The organism is Microvirga sp. M2 (assembly GCF_047497095.1).
GTDB lineage: Bacteria > Pseudomonadota > Alphaproteobacteria > Rhizobiales > Beijerinckiaceae > Microvirga.
The window spans coordinates 2291610-2309052 of the sequence record NZ_CP134063.1; the positions used below are offsets into that span (position 1 = coordinate 2291610).

Below are 17443 nucleotides of genomic sequence, written 5' to 3' on the forward strand. Positions count from 1 at the left end.
TCACTGATCCTTGGCGTCGCTGCGGCCCTTCCGGGAGCCTGGAACGACGAACAGGCGATCCTTGATTTCCAGGATCTTCTGCACCTTCGAGCCCAGCGTCAGGAGCTGGACGAGGCGCTCCGTGTCGAGCCGCCGAACGTCGGCGTACCAGCCCGTCAGAAGCTCGAAGAGATCATGCATCTCGCGCATGCGCTCCTGCGCATGACGCTCCTCCGCGCTTGCGGGCTCCTGCATGAGAACCTCGCGCAGGAGCGTCATGGTCGGGTCGATCTCGCGCTTCTTGCGTTCCTCGACGAGGCTGCGAACGATCTGCCAGATGTCGTCTGGCGTGGAGAAGTATTCGCGCCGGTCGCCGGGCTTATGCTGAAGCCGCACGAGGTTCCAGGCCTGGAGCTCCTTGAGGCCCATGCTCACGTTCGAGCGCGATACGCCGAGCCGCTCGACGATGTCCTCGGCGTTCAACGCGTCGGGCGAGACGAACAGCAGGGCATAGATCTGCCCGACGGTCCGGTTGATCCCCCAGCGGGATCCCATCTCGCCGAAGTGGAGCACGAAGGTTTGAACGAGGGGAGGGAGATTCATGACGATTCCGAAATTTCAGTATTTTCTGAAACTTCGGACGGGAGGGAACTTAAGTCAAGTGCGGCCCAAACGCCGTGGCCGGATTTGGAGCGCGGACGCAATATCCTTTGTCGTCATGGTCCTTTGTCGTCATGCCCGGCCTCGAGCCAGGCATCCCCGTCGTCATGGCGCCGGGATGCCCGAGACGTGAATGGCCGCATCGAGTGCGGCCATGACGGCGAGGGCAGGGGCGGGCCGCGGACAGTGCGCCCGATCCGCTTGTGAGGGCAGGCGTGGGTCGGCTCAGGTATCGGAGACCGTCTGCCCGGGAGGCATGGGCTTGTCCCTTGCGGCCTTCTGCGGGACGGCGAAGCGGCCCTCCTCGGCCTTGTGGAAGTATTGGCTCGCGACCATCATGCCCTTGGCGATGCGGATCGGCGGGATGCAGGTCAGCAGCAGGAACGGCCCCGACGTGAGCAGGTGAACCCAGACGGACGGCTCCCACATGACCTCGATCCAGACGCCGAATCCCGCCGCCGGAATGCCCATGATGATCATGATGAAGAAGGCGGGGCCGTCGGCCGGGTCTGCGAAGGAGTAATCCAGGCCGCAGGCCTCGCAGCGCGGGGCGAGCTTGAGGAATCCGTTGAACAGACGGCCCTTGCCGCACCGGGGGCAGCGGCACAGGAGACCGTGCTTGAAGATGGCCTCCCGGGCCGAGGGGTTCATGGTCATGTCGGTTCCTTCAGATCTGCGACCCGGCGTGCGGGACGAATGTCAATGTATGGTTTGACGATCCATACAATTTACGATAATTTCCCTTCTGGGTCGCACCGATGGGCTGTTGTGGATGGGTTTGTGCCCGCGCGGCGCGGATATGATGTATGTCGTGCCTGAGCCATACATTTGCAAGACAAGAAGGTCAAGGAAGCATGTTGTCCTGGACGCCGCGCATCGAGAAGGACGGCGGACCCAAATACCTGGCCATCGCCAGGGCGCTCCGCGCCGATGTGCAGTCCGGCCGCCTCAGGTCGGGTGAGCGCCTGCCGGCGCAGCGTCTGCTCGCGAAGGTGCTCGGGGTGGACCTCACCACCATCACCCGGGCCTTCAACGAGGCGCGCCGGATGGGACTGATCGAGGCCAATACGGGGCGGGGCAGCTATGTGCGGGGAGGGGCCTCGGCACGGGACGAGGCCGCCCGTTCCGGATCTCCGATCATCGATCTGAGCATGAACATGCCGCCGCAGCCCCCGGAGGCGAAGCTGCGGGAGCGCATTCAGGATGGGATCGCCGGTCTTCTGAACGGGCCCCAGGGCCCGATGCATCTTCACTACCAGGAGAGCATCGGAGCCGGCCCGGACCGCGCCGCGGGCGCCCGATGGCTCGCGCCGCGCCTCGGTGCGGTTCCCGTCGACCGCATGGTGGTGGCGGGAGGGGCGCAGACGGCGCTCTATGCGGTCGTGCGCGTCCTGGCCCCGGAGGGCGGCGCCCTCTGCGTTCCCGATCTCACCTATCCGGGCCTGAGGGCGATCGCCGAGCAGCTCAGGGTTCGGTTGATCCCCGTGGCGATGGATGAGGAGGGGCTCGATCCCGCCGCATTGGAGGAACTGTGCGCGCGTGAGCGGCCGAAGGCGGTTTACTGCGTCCCGACCATTCACAATCCCACGACCGCAACGATGTCGACCTGGCGGCGTGAGGCCATCGCCGGGGTCGCGCGGCGGCATGCCATCACGATCATCGAGGACGATGCCTATGGCGCGCTGCCCCGGCAGGCCCCTGCGCCGATCGCGTCCCTCGCGCCTGATGTCACCTGGCATATCGCCACCCTGTCGAAATGCGCGACCCCGGCGCTCCGGACAGCCTACGTGGTCACGCCCGGATTGTCGGACACGCTGCGGCTTGCAGCGGAGATCCGCGCGATGACCCTCATGGTCCCGCCTCTCATGGCGGCCCTGGCTTCGCAGTGGATCCTGGACGGGACCCTGGATGACGTGACGGCGGCGGTCCGCGCGGAAAGCGCGGCGCGTCAGGCCATTGCCGGCCGGATGCTGAAAGGACTCGTGTTCAGGAGCCACCCGGAAGGACATCACCTGTGGCTGACCTTGCCGGACCGCTGGCATCGGGCCGACCTCAACCTCTATGCCCGGCAATCGGGGCTCGCCCTGGTGCCGAGCGAGGCCTTCGCGGTCGGGCCCGCGCCCGACGCCATCCGGGTCTCCCTCGGGGCGGCGCCGAGCCAAGCCATGCTGGAGCGGGGCCTCGGATTGCTGGCGACGGTCCTGTCACACGGACCGAGCGCTCTCTCGTCGATCGTGTAACCCGGCTTAACGGCGCCTCCCGACCGATGCGGGGCGGGGCGAGTCCGTGCCCGGCTGCCGGGGAGCGGCGTCAGGGTGTCAGAAACTGGCAAGCCGTGTCTCAAACGATCAAGCAGCATTCCGCAAAGCGGCGATCATGCATTTTCCGCGCGATCGCGTCCTGATCGCGCCTGTCGTATGCCGCCAAGAAGGAGCGTGGCCATGAAGCGAATGCTCTTGATACTGAGCGCTCTGCTGATGAGTGCTCTTCTCATTCCAGGTGATGCGGAGGCGCGCCGCGGCGGTGGCGGCGGCTTCGGGGGAGGCGGAGCCCGCCTCGGCGGCGGAGGATATGGAGGACATCGGATGTACGTCCCGCGCGGCGGGATGAACCGTGTCTCTGCCGTCCGTCCGGGAACGGGGGGCTTCCGCCGGGCGTCGGTCGGCTATCGCGGCAACCGCTTCGACAACCGTGTCGGTTACGGGCGCTATGGCCGCAACTACGCACGCTATCCCTATTATGGGCGTTACGGCCGGTACCCGTATTACGGCCGGTATGCCGGTCGCTATCCGTACTACGGGAACTACTACGGGAATTACTACGGTGGCTTGGGCGCCGGTCTCGTCACGGGCAGCGTGCTGGGAGCCGCCGCAACATATCCGTATTACAATTACCCGTACCAGAGTTCGTCCGGTGTCGGCGGCTATTGTGCGACCCAGGTCCGCACCTGTGCCTTGATATCGCCCTCCACCGTAGGAAACGGATGCTCGTGCAGCACGCCGGGCGGCCGGGCACGCGGAACTGTCGTGAGCCGGTAATACGTGCATCGCGTCGAACCTTCGAGCGCATCGCGCCGCGACGCCGCCCGAAGGTTCGCCGTGATGAATCCAAGGAGCGTTCCATGGATCTGCGCAATCCCACCAATCTGCACAAATGCGTCGCCGAGGGCATCGGCACTTTCTGGCTCACCTTCGCGGGCTGCGGCAGCGCCGTCATCTCCGCCGCGTTTCCCCAGGTCGGCATCGGCCTTCTGGGTGTCGCGTTCGCCTTCGGACTGTCGGTGCTCACCATGGCCTATGCCATCGGTCACATCTCGGGCTGCCATCTCAACCCGGCCGTGACCGTCGGCCTGGCGGCGGGCAACCGCTTTCCCAGGCAGGACGTCCTGCCCTACATCGTGTCCCAGGTGGTGGGAGCCATCATCGCTTCGGCGGTGCTTTACGCCATCGCCATCGGCGCTCCCGGCTTCGATCTCGCCAAGGGGTTCGCGGCCAACGGCTACGGCGCGCATTCCCCCGGCCATTACAGCATGATCTCCGGCTTCGTGGCCGAGGTGGTGCTCACCATGATGTTCGTGTTCATCATCATGGGGGCCACCCACGGCAAGGCGCCGGCCGGGTTCGCGCCCATCGCCATCGGCCTGGGCCTCACGCTGATCCATCTCGTCGGCATCCCGATCACCAATACCTCGGTCAACCCGGCCCGCAGCACCGGGCCGGCGCTGTTCGTCGGCGGCTGGGCGCTGGGGCAGCTCTGGATGTTCTGGCTCGCGCCGCTTCTCGGCGGTGCGCTCGGCGGCGTGCTCTACCGCTGGCTCAGCGAGGAGCCTTCCGCCCAGGTCACCGGCGTCTCGCCGCCGGCCCCGGCGGAATGAGCGGTGTCGTCGAGGGTCTCGGGCGCGCAGCGAGAACAGGGCCTTCCGCTTCATTTGCCGCGCGCACGGCGCTGCGCGGCCGGCGGAGCGTTGGCGCTCGCCTCCTGAATGCAGGTCAGCACCTCGACATAGCTCGGGGAGCCGCCGATTCTGGTTTCGCTGGTGCACCTCGCCCGCAGCCGGGCATCGTATCCGGCCCATTCCCGCTCCAGCTCGGTCCGCGCCTCGGTCTCGTCGCGGACGCAGTTCTTGTCGGTGTCCTTGTCGTTGGCGTCCAGGCGCGGAGCGGCCCGGCACATGGCGGCGATGTCGAAGCGCGGGACCCCCTCCGCCCAGGCGACCGAAGCGAGCAGGGGCAATGCCAGAAGGCCTGCGAACCGAACCATGTCGTTTCTCCGCAGCAATGAGCACATCGAGGGCCATTATAGGCCGTCGCGCCGATGCGGCTTGACCCGATGTGACGCGGTCTTGGCCGAATGCGTCAGAACGCTGCATTTTGCGTAAGGGAAGACCTCGCACGATGCTCCCTTCATAAATGAGCGCACCGTTCTTGCGCAAAACAGGTTCCCTCTTTTGCGTCCGATGCTCCCCCTATAGAACAGCGCATCGTTCTCGCGAAAAACCGGGGCCACTTTTTCGCACGAGGCGCTAGTACCCGGTCAGCTCGTCGGCCTTCGGGGGGTAGGGGGCGGCCTTTCCGAGAACCCGTGACATGATGGTCCCGAGCGTCGCGGCGTCGTTGTCGAAGCCGCCATGGCTGCGCGAGGCGGTTTTCCCGCCGTTGCCGGTCGAGTAGGCGATATCGAGCTTCGCGTGAGACCCCAGCCCGCGGGCATAGATCTGCATGCCCGCAAGGGGCGTGTTCGGGGCCTGCTCGTAGGCTCTCGAAACCAGATAGAGCAGCGAGTGGCCATAGGACGGAAGCAGGGGGAAATTGGCCGATACGGTATCGTCCTGCTCGAGCCGGTCCGTCAGATTGTACAGGTAGATCCGGTCCTGCAGCCTCAGTCCGCCCTTGCCGGCCAGATAAGGTTCATAGTGCTCCTTGAAGAATTCGGTCGTGCAGGCCGGCGCCATCAGATGGACCGATCCGAGCTCCAGCCGTTTGAGCCTGAAGCGCTCCAGGGCGGACAACAGGTATCCGAGCACGATGGCTCCGGCGCTGTGCCCGACGAGATGGAGCCTGGGGCGTCGGGCCGCGCCGTCGAGGCCGGACAGGAGCGGCGACAATCCCTTGAACCCGCCGTCATATTCGGGCGTGCCGCTGAACGACATCAGGGAGTCCTGCTTCATGTTTCTCCAGGCATACGAGCCGGTCTGCCTGCCGATGCCCGCCTCGAAGAACCAGTCGGAGATCCGCCCGCCGGCGCAACCGACGGCGGGCGATTGCGACAGCTGGCCGAAGACCTCGTCGATGAACCCCGAGCCCCACATCAGATGGAAGTTGTAGATGCGGTTGCGGCCGTAAATGTCGTTCCTCTTCCAGATAGCGATGCGCTGGGCCTCGGCCGCGAGCGTGTTCAGCCCGCCATGCGCGTAGATGACGAGATGGTCGAAGCCCTGGTGGCCGTTGGAGGCGGGGTCGATCAGCCGCTCGACGGTCTCCTGCATCTCGGCGTCCGTGGGAGATCCGTACTTGCCCGACGTGACGAGGGTTCCGTCGTCGATATTCGTGTAGTGGCCGATGATGTCGCTGCGCGTCGGTTCGTTGAAACCGAACAGGCCCGTGGCGCTCGACGGGGTGACGCCCGGAGCGGCCCCGAACGCGGCGGGGGCGCGGACTCCGAGCTGCAGCACCCAGGCATCCATGATCGTGTTCGCCCAATCGGCATAGGTCCATTTGGCGATGCCGTTGACGCCCCATTCCGCCCCCCAGGAATTGAGAACCCAGAAGCCGGTCTCGTCATAGCCCACGATCGCGAAGGCGTGGCCGCCGGCCGGGTCGCCTCCGGGTTCGATGAGGCCGTCCTTCGGCGTGTCCCAATGGGAGTGGATCTGCGCGGATGCGTAGATGACGCCGATGTCGTTGAGCGCCGCATGGTAGTCGCTGATGTCCGGCTGGACCCGGAAATAGGCGCCGAGCCGGGTTTCCCGCGCCTCTTTCGCCATGTCGTAGGTCAGCGCCCAACGCTTGATGCCGGGCTTGTCCGGCGCGGTCGCATCGCTGCAGACGCCGTTCTGGTAGAAGCCCTTCAGCGCTCCCCGGATGCTCGATCCCTCATAGGCGGAGCCCTCCCACTCGTCGTTGCGCTTCGCCATCTCGTAGAGCATGCGCGAACTGACGGGCTCGGGTCGGTCCGGTCCGACCTCCCGGGAGCGCAGGAAGTCGATCACATGAGCCAGGGCGAAACCGGTGCAGCTCGAATCCCGGCCCTGGTTGCGGACCGGAAATGCGATTCTCGGATAGATGCCGGGTAGCAGGGCTCTGAGATGAGGGAGATAAATGCGGTCCCGGATATCCGGCATGTCCGGCAGAATATCGAGAACATGCGGACCGAGCTTCTGTTTCGATCCGGAGAATTCGCGGTTGCCGACGCGAATGGACGGCGGGGTGGAGACCATGCCGGCGTTCGCATCGCTCGGGATGTCGCCGGCTTGACCCGTGAGAGCGGATCGCGGGGCGTTCCGAACCGCCCGCGCCTTTCCGGAGGAACCCGCGGTCCGGTCCTTCCTGCTGGATCCGTCGTTGCTGGATCCCTTGCCGTTGGATCCCTTGCTGTTGGATCCTTTGCCGGCGTTCGATGTGCCCCGCGCTCGTGCCATGATGTCACCGCAGACGTCGATCGCCCCTTTGCGGGATCATCTCACGGTTAAGCCTGGCCGTCGACCCGGGAAGCGCGGCCGTGCGGAACCGGCCAGCCCGAGGCGCTAGCCGGGCGGAGGCTTGGCTGCTTTCCTGCCTCGAATTCTCCTGGCTGCCATGCGTTTTCCGTAGCCGGGAAACGACCCGAAACTGTTGCGCTTTAACGTGGAAGCCGCCATTAAGACTTCCGTAACGGCAACCTGCCCGATCTGAAACAAAAGACAGGAGTAAGATAGATTGCAAGCAGCCTCCATGCTGGACCAGGCCCTGACACGCCTCGACGAGGCAGCCCGGCACCTCGATCTCGATGCGGACGTCTTGGAAAAACTGAAATATCCGCGTGAGACGACGAAAGTCCGCCTGATGATCCGCATGGACGACGGCTCCCGCAAATCCTTCATGGCCTGGCGCTGCCGTTATGACGATACGCGCGGCCCCACGAAGGGCGGCATCCGCTTCCACCCCGACTCCACGATCGAGGAAGTGGAGACGCTTGCCTTCTGGATGACCTTCAAATGCGCCGTGATGAACCTGCCTTACGGCGGCGGCAAGGGCGCCGTTCGCGTCGATCCGCACACGCTCTCGAAGGCCGAGCTCGAGCGCCTCTCGCGCGCCTATATCCAGGCCTTCTCGAAGATCATCGGGCCCGACCGCGACATTCCGGCGCCCGACGTCTACACCAATTCCATGGTCATGGGCTGGATGGCCGATGAATACGCCTCCATCGTGGGCGACGCGACGCCGGCCGTGATCACGGGCAAGCCCATCGCCCTGGGCGGCTCGCTGGGGCGCGACGACGCCACGGCGCGCGGCGGATATTATCTCGTCCGGCACCTGGCGCAGCAGCTCGGACTGGCGCCCGGCGCCCGGGTCGCCATCCAGGGCTTCGGCAATGCGGGCCAGCATATTGCGCGGCTCCTGGGCGAGGACGGATACACGATCGTCGCGGTCTCCGACTCCAAGGGGGCGATCCACTGCCCGACGGGACTCGATGTCGGCAAGCTGCTCGCCGCCAAGGGGCAGGGGAGCGTCACGGCCCTCGCGGGATCGGACGGCGTCTCCGCGCTGCCGGCGGAAAAGCTGATCTCCGTCGATTGCGATATCCTCGTGCCGGCGGCCCTGGAGGACATGATCCACGAGGGCAATGCCGAAGGCGTGAAGGCCCGTGTGGTCCTCGAGCTCGCCAACGGTCCGATCACGCCCGAAGCGGACGCGATCCTGACCCGCAAGAACGTCATCGTTCTTCCCGACATCCTGGCCAATGCGGGCGGCGTCACCGTCTCGTATTTCGAGTGGGTGCAGAACCGGCAGGGCTATTACTGGACCGTCGATGAGGTTCATGCACGGCTGCAGACGATGATGGAGCGGGAAGGCCAGGCGATCTGGTCGCTTGCCCAGGACAAGGGGATCTCGCTCCGCAGCGCCGCCTATGTGCATGCGCTCTCCCGTCTCGCCAGCGCCATCGAGGCGCATGGAACGCAGCAGTTCTTCACGAGCTGAGAGCCGAGAGCCCATCATCATGACACCGCCCCGATCGCGGGGCGCAGGCGGGCCACGGCGTCATTCCGACGCGGTGGTCAGCTTGCCGCGCGCCCTGTCGAAGCTCGGATTCTGCTCGCGGACCCAGGCCGAGGCGCTGATCGCCGAAGGGCGTGTGCGCGTCGACGGCCGGATCGCGCGCAACCCCGCCGTCCGGGTCGATCCCGGACGCGCCCGCATCGCGGTCGACGGCCAGCCTGTCGCGGCCGAGCGCAAGGTCTACCTGATGCTCAACAAGCCGCGCGGGCTCGTCACGACCCGCGACGACCCTCAGGAGCGGGCCACGGTCTACGACTGCCTGGAGGGGCTCGACCTCCCGTTCCTCACGCCCGTCGGGCGCCTCGACAAGGCGAGCGAGGGATTGCTGCTCATGACCAACGACACCCGCTGGGCCCAGAGGGTGCTGGATCCGGCGTCGAACGTCGAGAAGACCTATCACGTGCAGATCGACCGCCAACTGGACCAGGCCGCGCTCGAGCCGATCCTGGACGGCATGGTGCTCGACGGGGAGCGCCTGGTCGCAAAGGCCGCGAGGGTGCTGCGGAGCGGCACGCGCAATGCGTGGCTCGAGATCGTTCTTAACGAAGGCAAGAACCGGCAGATTCGCCGTCTGCTCGCCGCCGTCGGGACGGAGGTCGTTCGTCTCGTGCGCATCGATGTGGGCGGCGTGCGGCTGGGCGATCTCGCCCGGGGCGCGGTGCGTCATCTCACGGCGGACGAGAAGGCCCGGCTCGACGCGCCGGCCCGCACTTTCAGTGGCCCGACAGGCAGGAACGCGTCCCGGGGCACGGCAAGGGACGCGACCTAGAGCATCGGACGCAAAAGTGGGAACCGGTTTTGCGTGGAAAGATGCTCAAAAGCATCGACTGACAGCATCGGATGTGGGTTCGATGTCACGTCCGATGCTGTAGCGCCTCGTTCTTGCGACAAGGTGGCCCCGGTTTTTCGCCAGAACGATGCGCTCTTCTAGAGTGGGAGCATCGGATTCTATCCCAAAAGTGGATTCCACTTTTGGGTCCGATGCTCTAGGTCCCGCGTCCGATGCGCGAGAGCGGCCTCCGGCTCCCGATTTGACAAGCGCCGGAATCTGTACGAGCATCAGGCATCATGTTGAGCTTCGCACACATTCGTCGCGGCCTGCACCGGTCAGGCAACCTCATCGCGGGCAAGTAGCCCCGGGCTCGACGCATATCCGCGCTCCGAGTTCGGGGCGCTCCAAGTTAGCTGGACTAAGATCCTCGACTTTCGGACGTCTTGTGAGGCCGGATGCTGGTGCATCCGGTGCGGCGGTATGCTTCAATATTTTTTCAAACGCGTGCTCCGCTTTGCGGAGCGTAAGTCCGTGCATCCAGCGAGTCTGGAAGGCGGTCCGGACAGAAGTCCCATGCGTGGCGACGCAGGCCCCCCTTCATCCGCTTTCCTGGGACAGGTTCTCCGGACGGCCCTCGCTGAGACCCGCACTCGACACCCTGGAGACCGCGCCGTGCATCATTCCCGAGAAGAAACCAAACCGGAGCCGATTGCCCCGGAGACCGAGCAGCCCGGCGGAAACGTGATCCGCTTCGTTCCGCGGCCACGTCCGGCGCCGGACAAGAACTGCGAGCCGGCGCAACCCGACGACGACAACAACGATCCCGGACCGAGCGCGGCGTGATCCGCATCGGCCCACAACAGAACCAGGAGAATGACAGTGACCAAGAAGACGACAAGCAGCTCGAAGCCACGGATCACACTGACCGCGACCGACCATGAAAAACTCTCGGCGCTCGCGGATGCCGCATCGCACACGATGCCGGAAGTGGCCGCGGAGCTCGCCGACGAGATCGACCGCGCTCAAGTCCTTCCCAAGGGGCGCAGCGCCACCGATATCGTCTGCATGGGCTGCGAAGTCGAGTTTCGCGACGACGTGAGCGGCAGGGTCCAGACGGTCACCCTCGTCTATCCGAACGAGGCGGATATCGCCCGGGGACGGATTTCGATCCTGACCCCCATCGGGACGGCCCTGATCGGACTTCCCGTCGGCAAGTCGATCGACTGGACCACGCGCAACGGCGACAAGAAGCGCCTGACGGTGTTGCAGGTGCGCGAACCCGCCGCCACGGAGCCGCAATCCGCCTGAGGCGAACCGACGGGCCGGCGCATCGTGCGGCCCGCCGGGTCCGCACGATGCGCCTGGTTCTAAAGCGCAGTGCCGCTCGCCTGATCCGAGATTTCGAGCTTCCTGATCCATGACCGGTGCTGGGCGGTCGTACCGCCCGGCACGCGAGCCTCCGCTTCCTCGCGGCCCAAGATCGCCTGGAGCGACTCCGGCAGGGTTCCGCCGGGGGTGTCCAGTTTGCGCATCCAGCTCCGGTGCTGGGCGCGCGTGTTGTCGGCGCTGAAGGCGGAGCCCGAGCAGGCCACGCTGAAACAAACAAAGACAATGCCGGCCATGACGCGGTGCAACGGCGCCTCCTTCTTCGAAGCTTTGATGGATGGGTGTCGGCCTGGAAAGTAGGGCAGACACCGCCTCCGGTCAAAGGCTCGAAGGCGGCCTTCCGGTCAGTGCGCTCTGATGGCCTTTGCGACCTGCTGCAGCATCTCGAAGGCCTTGAACCTTTTCTCGTGCCATGCGGCCGCCGCCGCATTCGGCCGATAGGTCTCCCCCATGGCGGACATGGATGCCATGGCCGCGTCGATGTCGGAATAGCGGCCCGCCGCGACGGCGCCGAGAATGGCGGAGCCGAGAAGAACGGGCTCCTGGGAGACCGGCGCGGCGACGACCTGTCCGGTGGTGTCGGCGAGGAGCTGGCGCACGAGCGGGCTCTGGCCCGCGCCGCCGCTGACCACGATGGTGTCGATCGCCACGTCTTTCTCGGCGAGCACCTGCACGATCTGCCGGGCGCCGTAGCCCAGTCCGCAGACGCCCGCGAGGTAAAGCGCGACGAGGCTGTCGAGATCGCTGCCGATGCCGAGCCCGGCGATCACGCCCCGGGCCTCGGGATCCGCGAAGGGCGCGCGGTTGCCGAGGAATTCCGGCACCACATGCACGTCCCCGACGAGGTCGGACAGGGCCGCCGCGCCGCCGCGCCGCTCGGCCTCGAGCGACAGCCAATGGCTGAGGCTGGTGCCGTTCCCGCGGGCGATCTTCGCGGCCTCCTGCGAGGCGGGATGCATTCGCACGAGATGGTCGATGGCCGCGCCCGCCGCCGATTGGCCGCCTTCATTGAGCCACAGCCCCGGGATCATCGCGGAGTAGTAGGGGCCCCACACGCCCTGCACGAAGGCAGGATCGCGCGTCGAGGACATGGTGCAGGCCGATGTGCCGAACACATAGGCCATGCGCGTGAGGATGCTGCCCACGTTGCCGCGCGCGCCGACCGTTCCCACGCCGCCCGCATGGGCGTCGATCAGACCCGCGGCGACGGGCGTTCCGGGTTCGAGGCCGAGATCGGCGGCCGCCTCAGCGGTCAGGCCGCGGCCGAGCGCGGTGCCGCCCGGCACGACTTCGGTTCCGATGCGGCTGAAGCCTTCGTCGGCGAGAGCGCCGAGCCCCACCTTTCGGAAATAGCCGTCGTCCCAGCGGTTCTCATGCGCCAGATAGGTCCATTTGCAGGTGACCGTGCAGGTCGAGCGCGCGAGGCTCGCCGTCGCCTTCCAGGTGAGGAAATCGGCGAGATCCAGGAACTGCCACGCGCCCGTGAAGGTCTGCGGCATGTTCTCCGAGAGCCACAGCAGTTTCGGCGTTTCCATCTCGGGTGAGATCGACCCGCCGACGTAGTTCAGCACGGCCTCGCCCGTGCCGTTGATCCGCCGCGCCTGCTCGGTCGCGCGATGATCCATCCAGACGATGATGTTGCGCTCGGGGTCGCCGGACGGGCCGACCGGCAGTGGCGCGCCGCCCGCGCCCAGGACCACGAGGGAACAGGTTGCATCGAAGCCGATGCCCGCGACGCTCTCCGGCGGCACGGCCGCTTTCCCCACGGCTTCGCGTACGCAGGAACAGACGGCGCGCCAGATATCGGCGCTCGACTGCTCCACGATGCCGCCTGCTTCCTGCCAGATCGCGATATCGGCCTTGGCGGCGGCGAGGAGGGCGCCCTGGTCGTCGAAGAGGCCTGCGCGGGCGCTGCCGGTACCGACATCGATGCCGAGAAAATGCTTTGCCATGGCTGTTCAATCATCCGGAGAAGGAGCGGGATCGGCCTGCGCCGACGATGATGGATTAGAGCATCGGACGGGAAAAGTGGAATCCACTTTTGGATCGATCCGATGCTCCCGTCTTGGAAAGAGCGCATCGTTCCTGCGAAAAACCGGGTCGACTTTTCGCTGGCGCGGTGTGCCGGGTCCGCGCGATGCGCTAGAGCCTTTTCCATGAACTTCGGTTCATGGAAAAGGCTCCTGTTGTTTGAGAAAGACGCCTTTTCTTCGCAAAACCGGCATCCACTTTTGCGGAAAAGGCTCTAGAGATCGTTGCTTTGCGGCAGGATGACGAGATCGCGGATGGTCACGGTCCTGGGCCGCGTGAGCATGAACAGGACGGCCTCGGCCACCTCGACGGGCTGCATCAGGCCGCCGGCCGCCAGCTCGGCGTCGAGCTTCTCCTTTGGCCAATCCTTGATGAGGGCCGTCACCACGGGGCCGGGAGCGACCGCTCCGACGCGCAGTCCGTGCGGAGCGACCTGCCGCCGGACCGTGTGCACGAAGGCCTGAACGGCGTGCTTGGAGGCGGTGTAGATCGGCTCCCACACGACCGGGACGAGGCCCGCGATGGAACTCGTCACGATGATGTCGCCGGTCCTGCGCTCCACCATGTGGGGCAGCACCGCATGCACGCAGCGGAACACGGCGTTGATGTTGAGATGGAGCATGCGGTCCCAGGCATCGGGATCGCCCTTCAGGATCTCGCCGCCGATATAGGAGCCGGCATTGGCGTGGAAGATGTCGAGCTGGCCCGTGCGGTCGAGGATCTGGGGCATCATGCGCGCGACGCTGGCCGGATCGGTCACGTCGACCCGCAGGGGAATGGCCTGCGGCCCGAGCTCCGCGCCGACCGCTTGCAGGGCCGCTTCGTCCCGGTCGACCAGGACCACCCGAGCGCCCTCGGACAGCAGGATCCGGGCGCATTCGAGGCCGATGCCGGACGCCGCTCCGGTGATCGCCGCGACTTTCCCGTTAAGCTTGTCGCCCATGGCTTTTTTCCTTTTCGTTCGTATGGCTCAGGCCCGGCCATGGGAAACGCGCGAGCGCCGTGCCAGCGAGTCGACGATGACCGCGATGGCGAGGACGGCGCCGGTGATCATGTACCGGAGCGACGAGGAGAGATCGAGCAGCGTCAGGCCGCTGGCGATCGACTGGATGACGATGATGCCGAGAAGGGCCGAGTAGGCGCTTCCGCGTCCGCCGAACAGGCTGGTCCCGCCGATGACGGCGGCCGCGATGGCGTTGAGATTGACGTCGCCGGTGCCGGCCTGCTGGCTCGCCGAAGCCAGGCGCGCGGCGGCCAGGAGGCCGCCGGCGGCGGCGAGCCCGGAGCAGAGCATGAAGGCCGTCGTATAGATGAACTTGACGTTGATGCCCGCCCTGCGCGCGGCCTCGCGATTGCCGCCGACCGCCAGCATCTGGCGGCCCCATTGGGTGCGGGTCAGCGCATAGTTCATCGCCACCACGAGCCCGACGAACAGGCCGAACATCCATGGGATGCCGCGATCGAGGTTCAGGTAATAGGCGATGAATTCCAGCACGATCGTGATGACGACGGAGCGCAGCAGGAGGCTGGTCATGGGCTGGGCCGACAGCCCGGCCTTGCGGCGGCGGGCGGCGGTCCGGAAGCCGAGCACGAGCATCACGACGCCCGGCAGCGCCGCGAGGACGTAGGAGACCTCGTCAGGCATGACGAGAAGCTGGCCGAAATCGACGAACGGGGAGCCGTAGGGGAGGTTGATCGAGCCGGTCGAGCCGAGAAGATAGAGCTGGAGCCCGAGGATCGACAGAAGGCCCGCCAGGGTCGCGACGAAGCTCGGCATGCCGAAACGGTTGAACAGGAAGGCATAGACGGCGCCGATCAGGGCCCCGAGGACGAGCGCCGCGATGACGGCGGCCGCGACGGGCCAGCCCTGGTTGACCCACATGACGCCGAGAAGGGCCGAGGCGAAACCGCTGACCGACCCGACCGACAGATCGATCTCGCCGACGATCAGGATGCAGACGATGCCGAGCGCGATCACGCCCACGGTCGAGCAGTCGAACAGGAGATTGACGAGATTGTTGGGGGCCAGGAACACCGGGTTGAGGCTCTGGAACACGGTCCAGATGATCGCGAGGCCGACGACGACGGGAAGCGAGCCGAGATCGCCGGACCGGACCCTGTCCAGGAAGGCCCGGATCGTGTCGGAGAACCCTTCCGCATGCCTCACGCGCTCGTCTCTTCGGTCGAGCATCGGAGCCGTCTGCGCGTTCCGTTCCGCGCTCTTTGTCATGGGCGTCCCTCCGGTGCCGGTGATTGTCCACTCTGCGCCTGACGCCGGCTGGCGCGACGCGAAACCGAATTGTTGGCCGCGCCCGTGATGGCGCTGACGAGCTGCTCGTTCGAGGCGTCGGGTTCGAAGACACCGTTGTTCCGGCCCAGCCTGAGCACGACGATGCGGTCCGCGACCGCACGCACGTCCTCCATGTTGTGGCTGATCATGATGACGCCGAGCCCGCGGTCGCGGACGCGTTCGATCAGGTCGAGCACCTCGGCGGTCTGCGCGACGCCCAGGGCGGCGGTAGGCTCGTCCAGGAGAATGAGCTTGGGTTCGAGGAGCAGCGAGCGCGCGATGGCGACGGTCTGCCGCTGCCCGCCGGACAACGAGGCGACCGGCTCGCGCACGCTGGGAATGCGCGCGGACAATTCGTTGAGCAGGGTCCAGGCCTTCAGCTCCATGGACACTTCGTCGAGGCGGTAGGGACCGACCTCCCGCCCGAGAAAGATATTGGCCACGACGTCGAGGTTCTCGCACAGAGCCAGATCCTGGAACACCGTGGCGATGCCGAGGCCGAGCGCGGCGCTCGGATCCGACAGCGTCACCGGCTGCCCGCAGAACGTGATCGAGCCGGAACTCGGCTGGTGCACGCCGGCCAGGGTCTTGACGAGGGTCGACTTGCCGGCGCCGTTGTCGCCCACCAGGGCCACGACCTCGCCCGCATGCACGTCCAGATCGATATCGGTCAAGGCGGAGACGGCGCCGAAATGCTTCGAGATGCCGCGCAGGCTGAGCACGAGCTCGCGCTTGTCGTGTTGCTCTTGGGTTGTGTCCATCGCTTTTTAAGACCCTGGCGGAGCGTTCCGCCGTTTCAGGGATGTCCGGCCGCCGTGGCGGCCGGACGGACCATGCAGGGTTACTGCGTGATGCCGAGCTTCTTGCAGCCTTCGGCATAGCGGCCCGTGCAGAGCTGCTCGGCCGTGTTGATCTTCTTGTCGATGATCTCGGCCTTCAGGTTCTCGGCGGTGATCACCGCCGGAACGAACAGCCGGGAGGGCGTCTCGTAGAGAGTCGTTTCCGCCTTCGGGGTCCCGCCCGCGAGGAAGTCGACCGCCACGTTGGCGGCTGCCGCCGCCACGATCTCGCTCGGCTTTGAGATCGTGTTGTACTGGTCGCCCGCGATGATGAGCTGAAGCGCGGCGATCGTCGCGTCGTTGCCGGTCACCGGCGGAACCGGGTTGACGCCTGCGGCCTTGAAGGCCGCGATGGCCCCGCCCGCGGTGCCGTCATTGGCCGCGACGACGCCGAGGATGTTCTTGTTGAAGCGCGTGATCTGGCCGCTCGCCCATTGCTGCGCCTTCGGCGGAGCCCAATCCGGCGTGTCGTACTCGGCCAGGATCGGATAGCCGCTGTTGTCGAGACCCTCGTGAATGCCCTTCTTGATGAGGCCGGCGGCGGCGTCGGTGGGCGATCCGTTGATCTGAAGGACGCCGGTGCCGCTGCCGGCGGTCACGTTGCTCTTCTTGAGGTGCTGGACGAGCGAATCCGCAATCGACTTGCCGATGGCCTGGTTGTCGAAGGAGACGTAGAAATCGGCCTTGGCGTCCGGGATGGGCCGGTCATAGGCGATGACCTTGATGCCCTGGCTCTGCGCCTGCTTGACGAGGGATGCGGCTGCGGCGGAGTCGACCGGATCGAGAACGATCACCTTCGCGCCCTGCGAGATCACGGAGTTGAACTGCTGCTGCTGGCGCGAGACGTTCGCGTCGGCGTTCTGGTAGAGGACCTTGCAGGTCGGGCAGAGCTTTTCCATCTCGGCCTTGAAGCCGGGGAAGTCATGCTCCTCGTAGCGGGTGGAAGCCTGGTCCGGCATGAGGAAGGCGACCGTGGCGTTGGAGGCCTTCGCGTTCTGCGCCATGGCCGCGCCCGTGCCCGCGAGGAGGGTGAGGGCCAGGGCCGCGAGGCCGCCGAGCTTCCATGAAGACGTGATCATTCGTTTCTCTCCCGTTGGTGACCGTTATCGTGCAGTCGAATTGCGCCGGCTCGGGGGCGACGGTTGCGGCAGCCTTCGTGTTTTGCTGCCGTCCCGGATGTCAGAGCAGGGCGCCTCTTTTCCCGGGCTGCTCTTTCGCGCCGCCCGGTCTT

17 protein-coding genes are annotated in these 17443 nt (G+C 66.2%); 7 read left to right on the forward strand and 10 right to left on the reverse strand.

Annotated elements, in window-relative coordinates:
• On the reverse strand, window positions 1-582 hold the full coding sequence (locus RE429_RS10860) for a GbsR/MarR family transcriptional regulator (RefSeq protein ID WP_414470798.1): 582 nt from the start codon (window positions 580-582) through the stop codon (window positions 1-3).
• Window positions 583-864: 282 nt separating this feature from the next.
• Window positions 865-1296 (reverse strand): DUF983 domain-containing protein, encoded by a 432-nt coding sequence (locus RE429_RS10865; RefSeq protein ID WP_414470799.1) that lies wholly within the window; start codon window positions 1294-1296, stop codon window positions 865-867.
• Window positions 1297-1493: 197 nt separating this feature from the next.
• On the opposite strand from RE429_RS10865, the gene RE429_RS10870 reads away from it, so the two are divergent.
• The 3 genes from RE429_RS10870 (at window position 1494) to aqpZ (ending at window position 4513) form a co-directional block, all read left to right on the forward strand.
• The gene (locus tag RE429_RS10870) at window positions 1494-2879 is read left to right on the forward strand and encodes a PLP-dependent aminotransferase family protein (protein WP_414470800.1); all 1386 of its coding nucleotides are present in this window, start codon (window positions 1494-1496) and stop codon (window positions 2877-2879) included.
• A 201-nt stretch (window positions 2880-3080) separates the two neighbouring features.
• Window positions 3081-3677 carry a hypothetical protein gene (locus tag RE429_RS10875; RefSeq protein ID WP_414470801.1) on the forward strand — a complete coding sequence of 199 codons (597 nt, stop codon included), beginning with the start codon at window positions 3081-3083 and terminating at the stop codon, window positions 3675-3677.
• A gap of 83 nt (window positions 3678-3760) precedes the next feature.
• Complete coding sequence (gene aqpZ, locus RE429_RS10880) at window positions 3761-4513, forward strand: aquaporin Z (protein ID WP_414470802.1); 753 nt, start codon at window positions 3761-3763, stop codon at window positions 4511-4513.
• 50 nt (window positions 4514-4563) lie between these two features.
• On the opposite strand, the gene RE429_RS10885 is transcribed toward aqpZ, so the two are convergent.
• On the reverse strand, window positions 4564-4899 hold the full coding sequence (locus RE429_RS10885; RefSeq protein ID WP_414470803.1) for a hypothetical protein: 336 nt from the start codon (window positions 4897-4899) through the stop codon (window positions 4564-4566).
• Window positions 4900-5161: 262 nt separating this feature from the next.
• The gene (locus RE429_RS10890; protein WP_414474168.1) at window positions 5162-6847 is read right to left on the reverse strand and encodes a C1 family peptidase; all 1686 of its coding nucleotides are present in this window, start codon (window positions 6845-6847) and stop codon (window positions 5162-5164) included.
• 706 nt (window positions 6848-7553) lie between these two features.
• Here RE429_RS10890 and RE429_RS10895 point away from each other — a divergent pair.
• The 4 genes from RE429_RS10895 to rnk all read left to right on the forward strand — a co-directional run bounded on the left by RE429_RS10895 (window position 7554) and on the right by rnk (window position 10974).
• A complete protein-coding gene (locus RE429_RS10895) occupies window positions 7554-8816 on the forward strand; it encodes a Glu/Leu/Phe/Val family dehydrogenase (protein ID WP_414470804.1) in 1263 nt (420 codons plus the stop codon).
• A 19-nt stretch (window positions 8817-8835) separates the two neighbouring features.
• Window positions 8836-9663 (forward strand): pseudouridine synthase, encoded by an 828-nt coding sequence (locus RE429_RS10900; RefSeq protein WP_414470805.1) that lies wholly within the window; start codon window positions 8836-8838, stop codon window positions 9661-9663.
• Between the two features lie 675 nt (window positions 9664-10338).
• Window positions 10339-10509: a hypothetical protein gene (locus tag RE429_RS10905; RefSeq protein WP_414470806.1), complete on the forward strand. Its 171-nt coding sequence runs from the start codon at window positions 10339-10341 to the stop codon at window positions 10507-10509.
• 30 nt (window positions 10510-10539) lie between these two features.
• Window positions 10540-10974 (forward strand): nucleoside diphosphate kinase regulator, encoded by a 435-nt coding sequence (rnk, locus tag RE429_RS10910; RefSeq protein WP_414470807.1) that lies wholly within the window; start codon window positions 10540-10542, stop codon window positions 10972-10974.
• Window positions 10975-11033: 59 nt separating this feature from the next.
• Here the strand turns inward: rnk and RE429_RS10915 are convergent, their stop codons facing one another.
• From RE429_RS10915 to RE429_RS10940, 6 genes are all read right to left on the reverse strand, one after another.
• Window positions 11034-11300: a hypothetical protein gene (locus RE429_RS10915; protein ID WP_414470808.1), complete on the reverse strand. Its 267-nt coding sequence runs from the start codon at window positions 11298-11300 to the stop codon at window positions 11034-11036.
• 96 nt (window positions 11301-11396) lie between these two features.
• On the reverse strand, window positions 11397-13004 hold the full coding sequence (locus RE429_RS10920) for an FGGY-family carbohydrate kinase (RefSeq protein WP_414470809.1): 1608 nt from the start codon (window positions 13002-13004) through the stop codon (window positions 11397-11399).
• A gap of 293 nt (window positions 13005-13297) precedes the next feature.
• Window positions 13298-14026: an SDR family oxidoreductase gene (locus RE429_RS10925; RefSeq protein ID WP_414470810.1), complete on the reverse strand. Its 729-nt coding sequence runs from the start codon at window positions 14024-14026 to the stop codon at window positions 13298-13300.
• Window positions 14027-14053: 27 nt separating this feature from the next.
• On the reverse strand, window positions 14054-15313 hold the full coding sequence (locus tag RE429_RS10930) for a sugar ABC transporter permease (RefSeq protein ID WP_414470811.1): 1260 nt from the start codon (window positions 15311-15313) through the stop codon (window positions 14054-14056).
• A complete protein-coding gene (locus RE429_RS10935) occupies window positions 15310-16134 on the reverse strand; it encodes an ATP-binding cassette domain-containing protein (protein WP_414470812.1) in 825 nt (274 codons plus the stop codon). The genes RE429_RS10930 and RE429_RS10935 overlap by 4 nt, the downstream gene beginning before the upstream one ends.
• A gap of 80 nt (window positions 16135-16214) precedes the next feature.
• Window positions 16215-17291, reverse strand: coding sequence for a sugar ABC transporter substrate-binding protein (locus RE429_RS10940; RefSeq protein ID WP_414470813.1), 1077 nt, complete (start codon window positions 17289-17291; stop codon window positions 16215-16217).
• Window positions 17292-17443: the final 152 nt, after the last annotated feature.

What these genes read in the sequence shown, in the direction of transcription:
- RE429_RS10870 (WP_414470800.1), top strand. Translation starts at nt 1,494, where the DNA reads ATGTTGTCCTGGACGCCGCGCATCGAGAAGGACGGCGGACCCAAATAC.
- RE429_RS10920 (WP_414470809.1), bottom strand. Translation starts at nt 13,004, where the DNA reads ATGGCAAAGCATTTTCTCGGCATCGATGTCGGTACCGGCAGCGCCCGC.
- rnk (WP_414470807.1), top strand. Translation starts at nt 10,540, where the DNA reads ATGACAGTGACCAAGAAGACGACAAGCAGCTCGAAGCCACGGATCACA.
- RE429_RS10930 (WP_414470811.1), bottom strand. Translation starts at nt 15,313, where the DNA reads ATGACAAAGAGCGCGGAACGGAACGCGCAGACGGCTCCGATGCTCGAC.
- RE429_RS10875 (WP_414470801.1), top strand. Translation starts at nt 3,081, where the DNA reads ATGAAGCGAATGCTCTTGATACTGAGCGCTCTGCTGATGAGTGCTCTT.
- RE429_RS10935 (WP_414470812.1), bottom strand. Translation starts at nt 16,134, where the DNA reads ATGGACACAACCCAAGAGCAACACGACAAGCGCGAGCTCGTGCTCAGC.
- RE429_RS10860 (WP_414470798.1), bottom strand. Translation starts at nt 582, where the DNA reads ATGAATCTCCCTCCCCTCGTTCAAACCTTCGTGCTCCACTTCGGCGAG.
- RE429_RS10865 (WP_414470799.1), bottom strand. Translation starts at nt 1,296, where the DNA reads ATGACCATGAACCCCTCGGCCCGGGAGGCCATCTTCAAGCACGGTCTC.
- RE429_RS10925 (WP_414470810.1), bottom strand. Translation starts at nt 14,026, where the DNA reads ATGGGCGACAAGCTTAACGGGAAAGTCGCGGCGATCACCGGAGCGGCG.
- RE429_RS10940 (WP_414470813.1), bottom strand. Translation starts at nt 17,291, where the DNA reads ATGATCACGTCTTCATGGAAGCTCGGCGGCCTCGCGGCCCTGGCCCTC.
- RE429_RS10885 (WP_414470803.1), bottom strand. Translation starts at nt 4,899, where the DNA reads ATGGTTCGGTTCGCAGGCCTTCTGGCATTGCCCCTGCTCGCTTCGGTC.
- RE429_RS10900 (WP_414470805.1), top strand. Translation starts at nt 8,836, where the DNA reads ATGACACCGCCCCGATCGCGGGGCGCAGGCGGGCCACGGCGTCATTCC.
- aqpZ (WP_414470802.1), top strand. Translation starts at nt 3,761, where the DNA reads ATGGATCTGCGCAATCCCACCAATCTGCACAAATGCGTCGCCGAGGGC.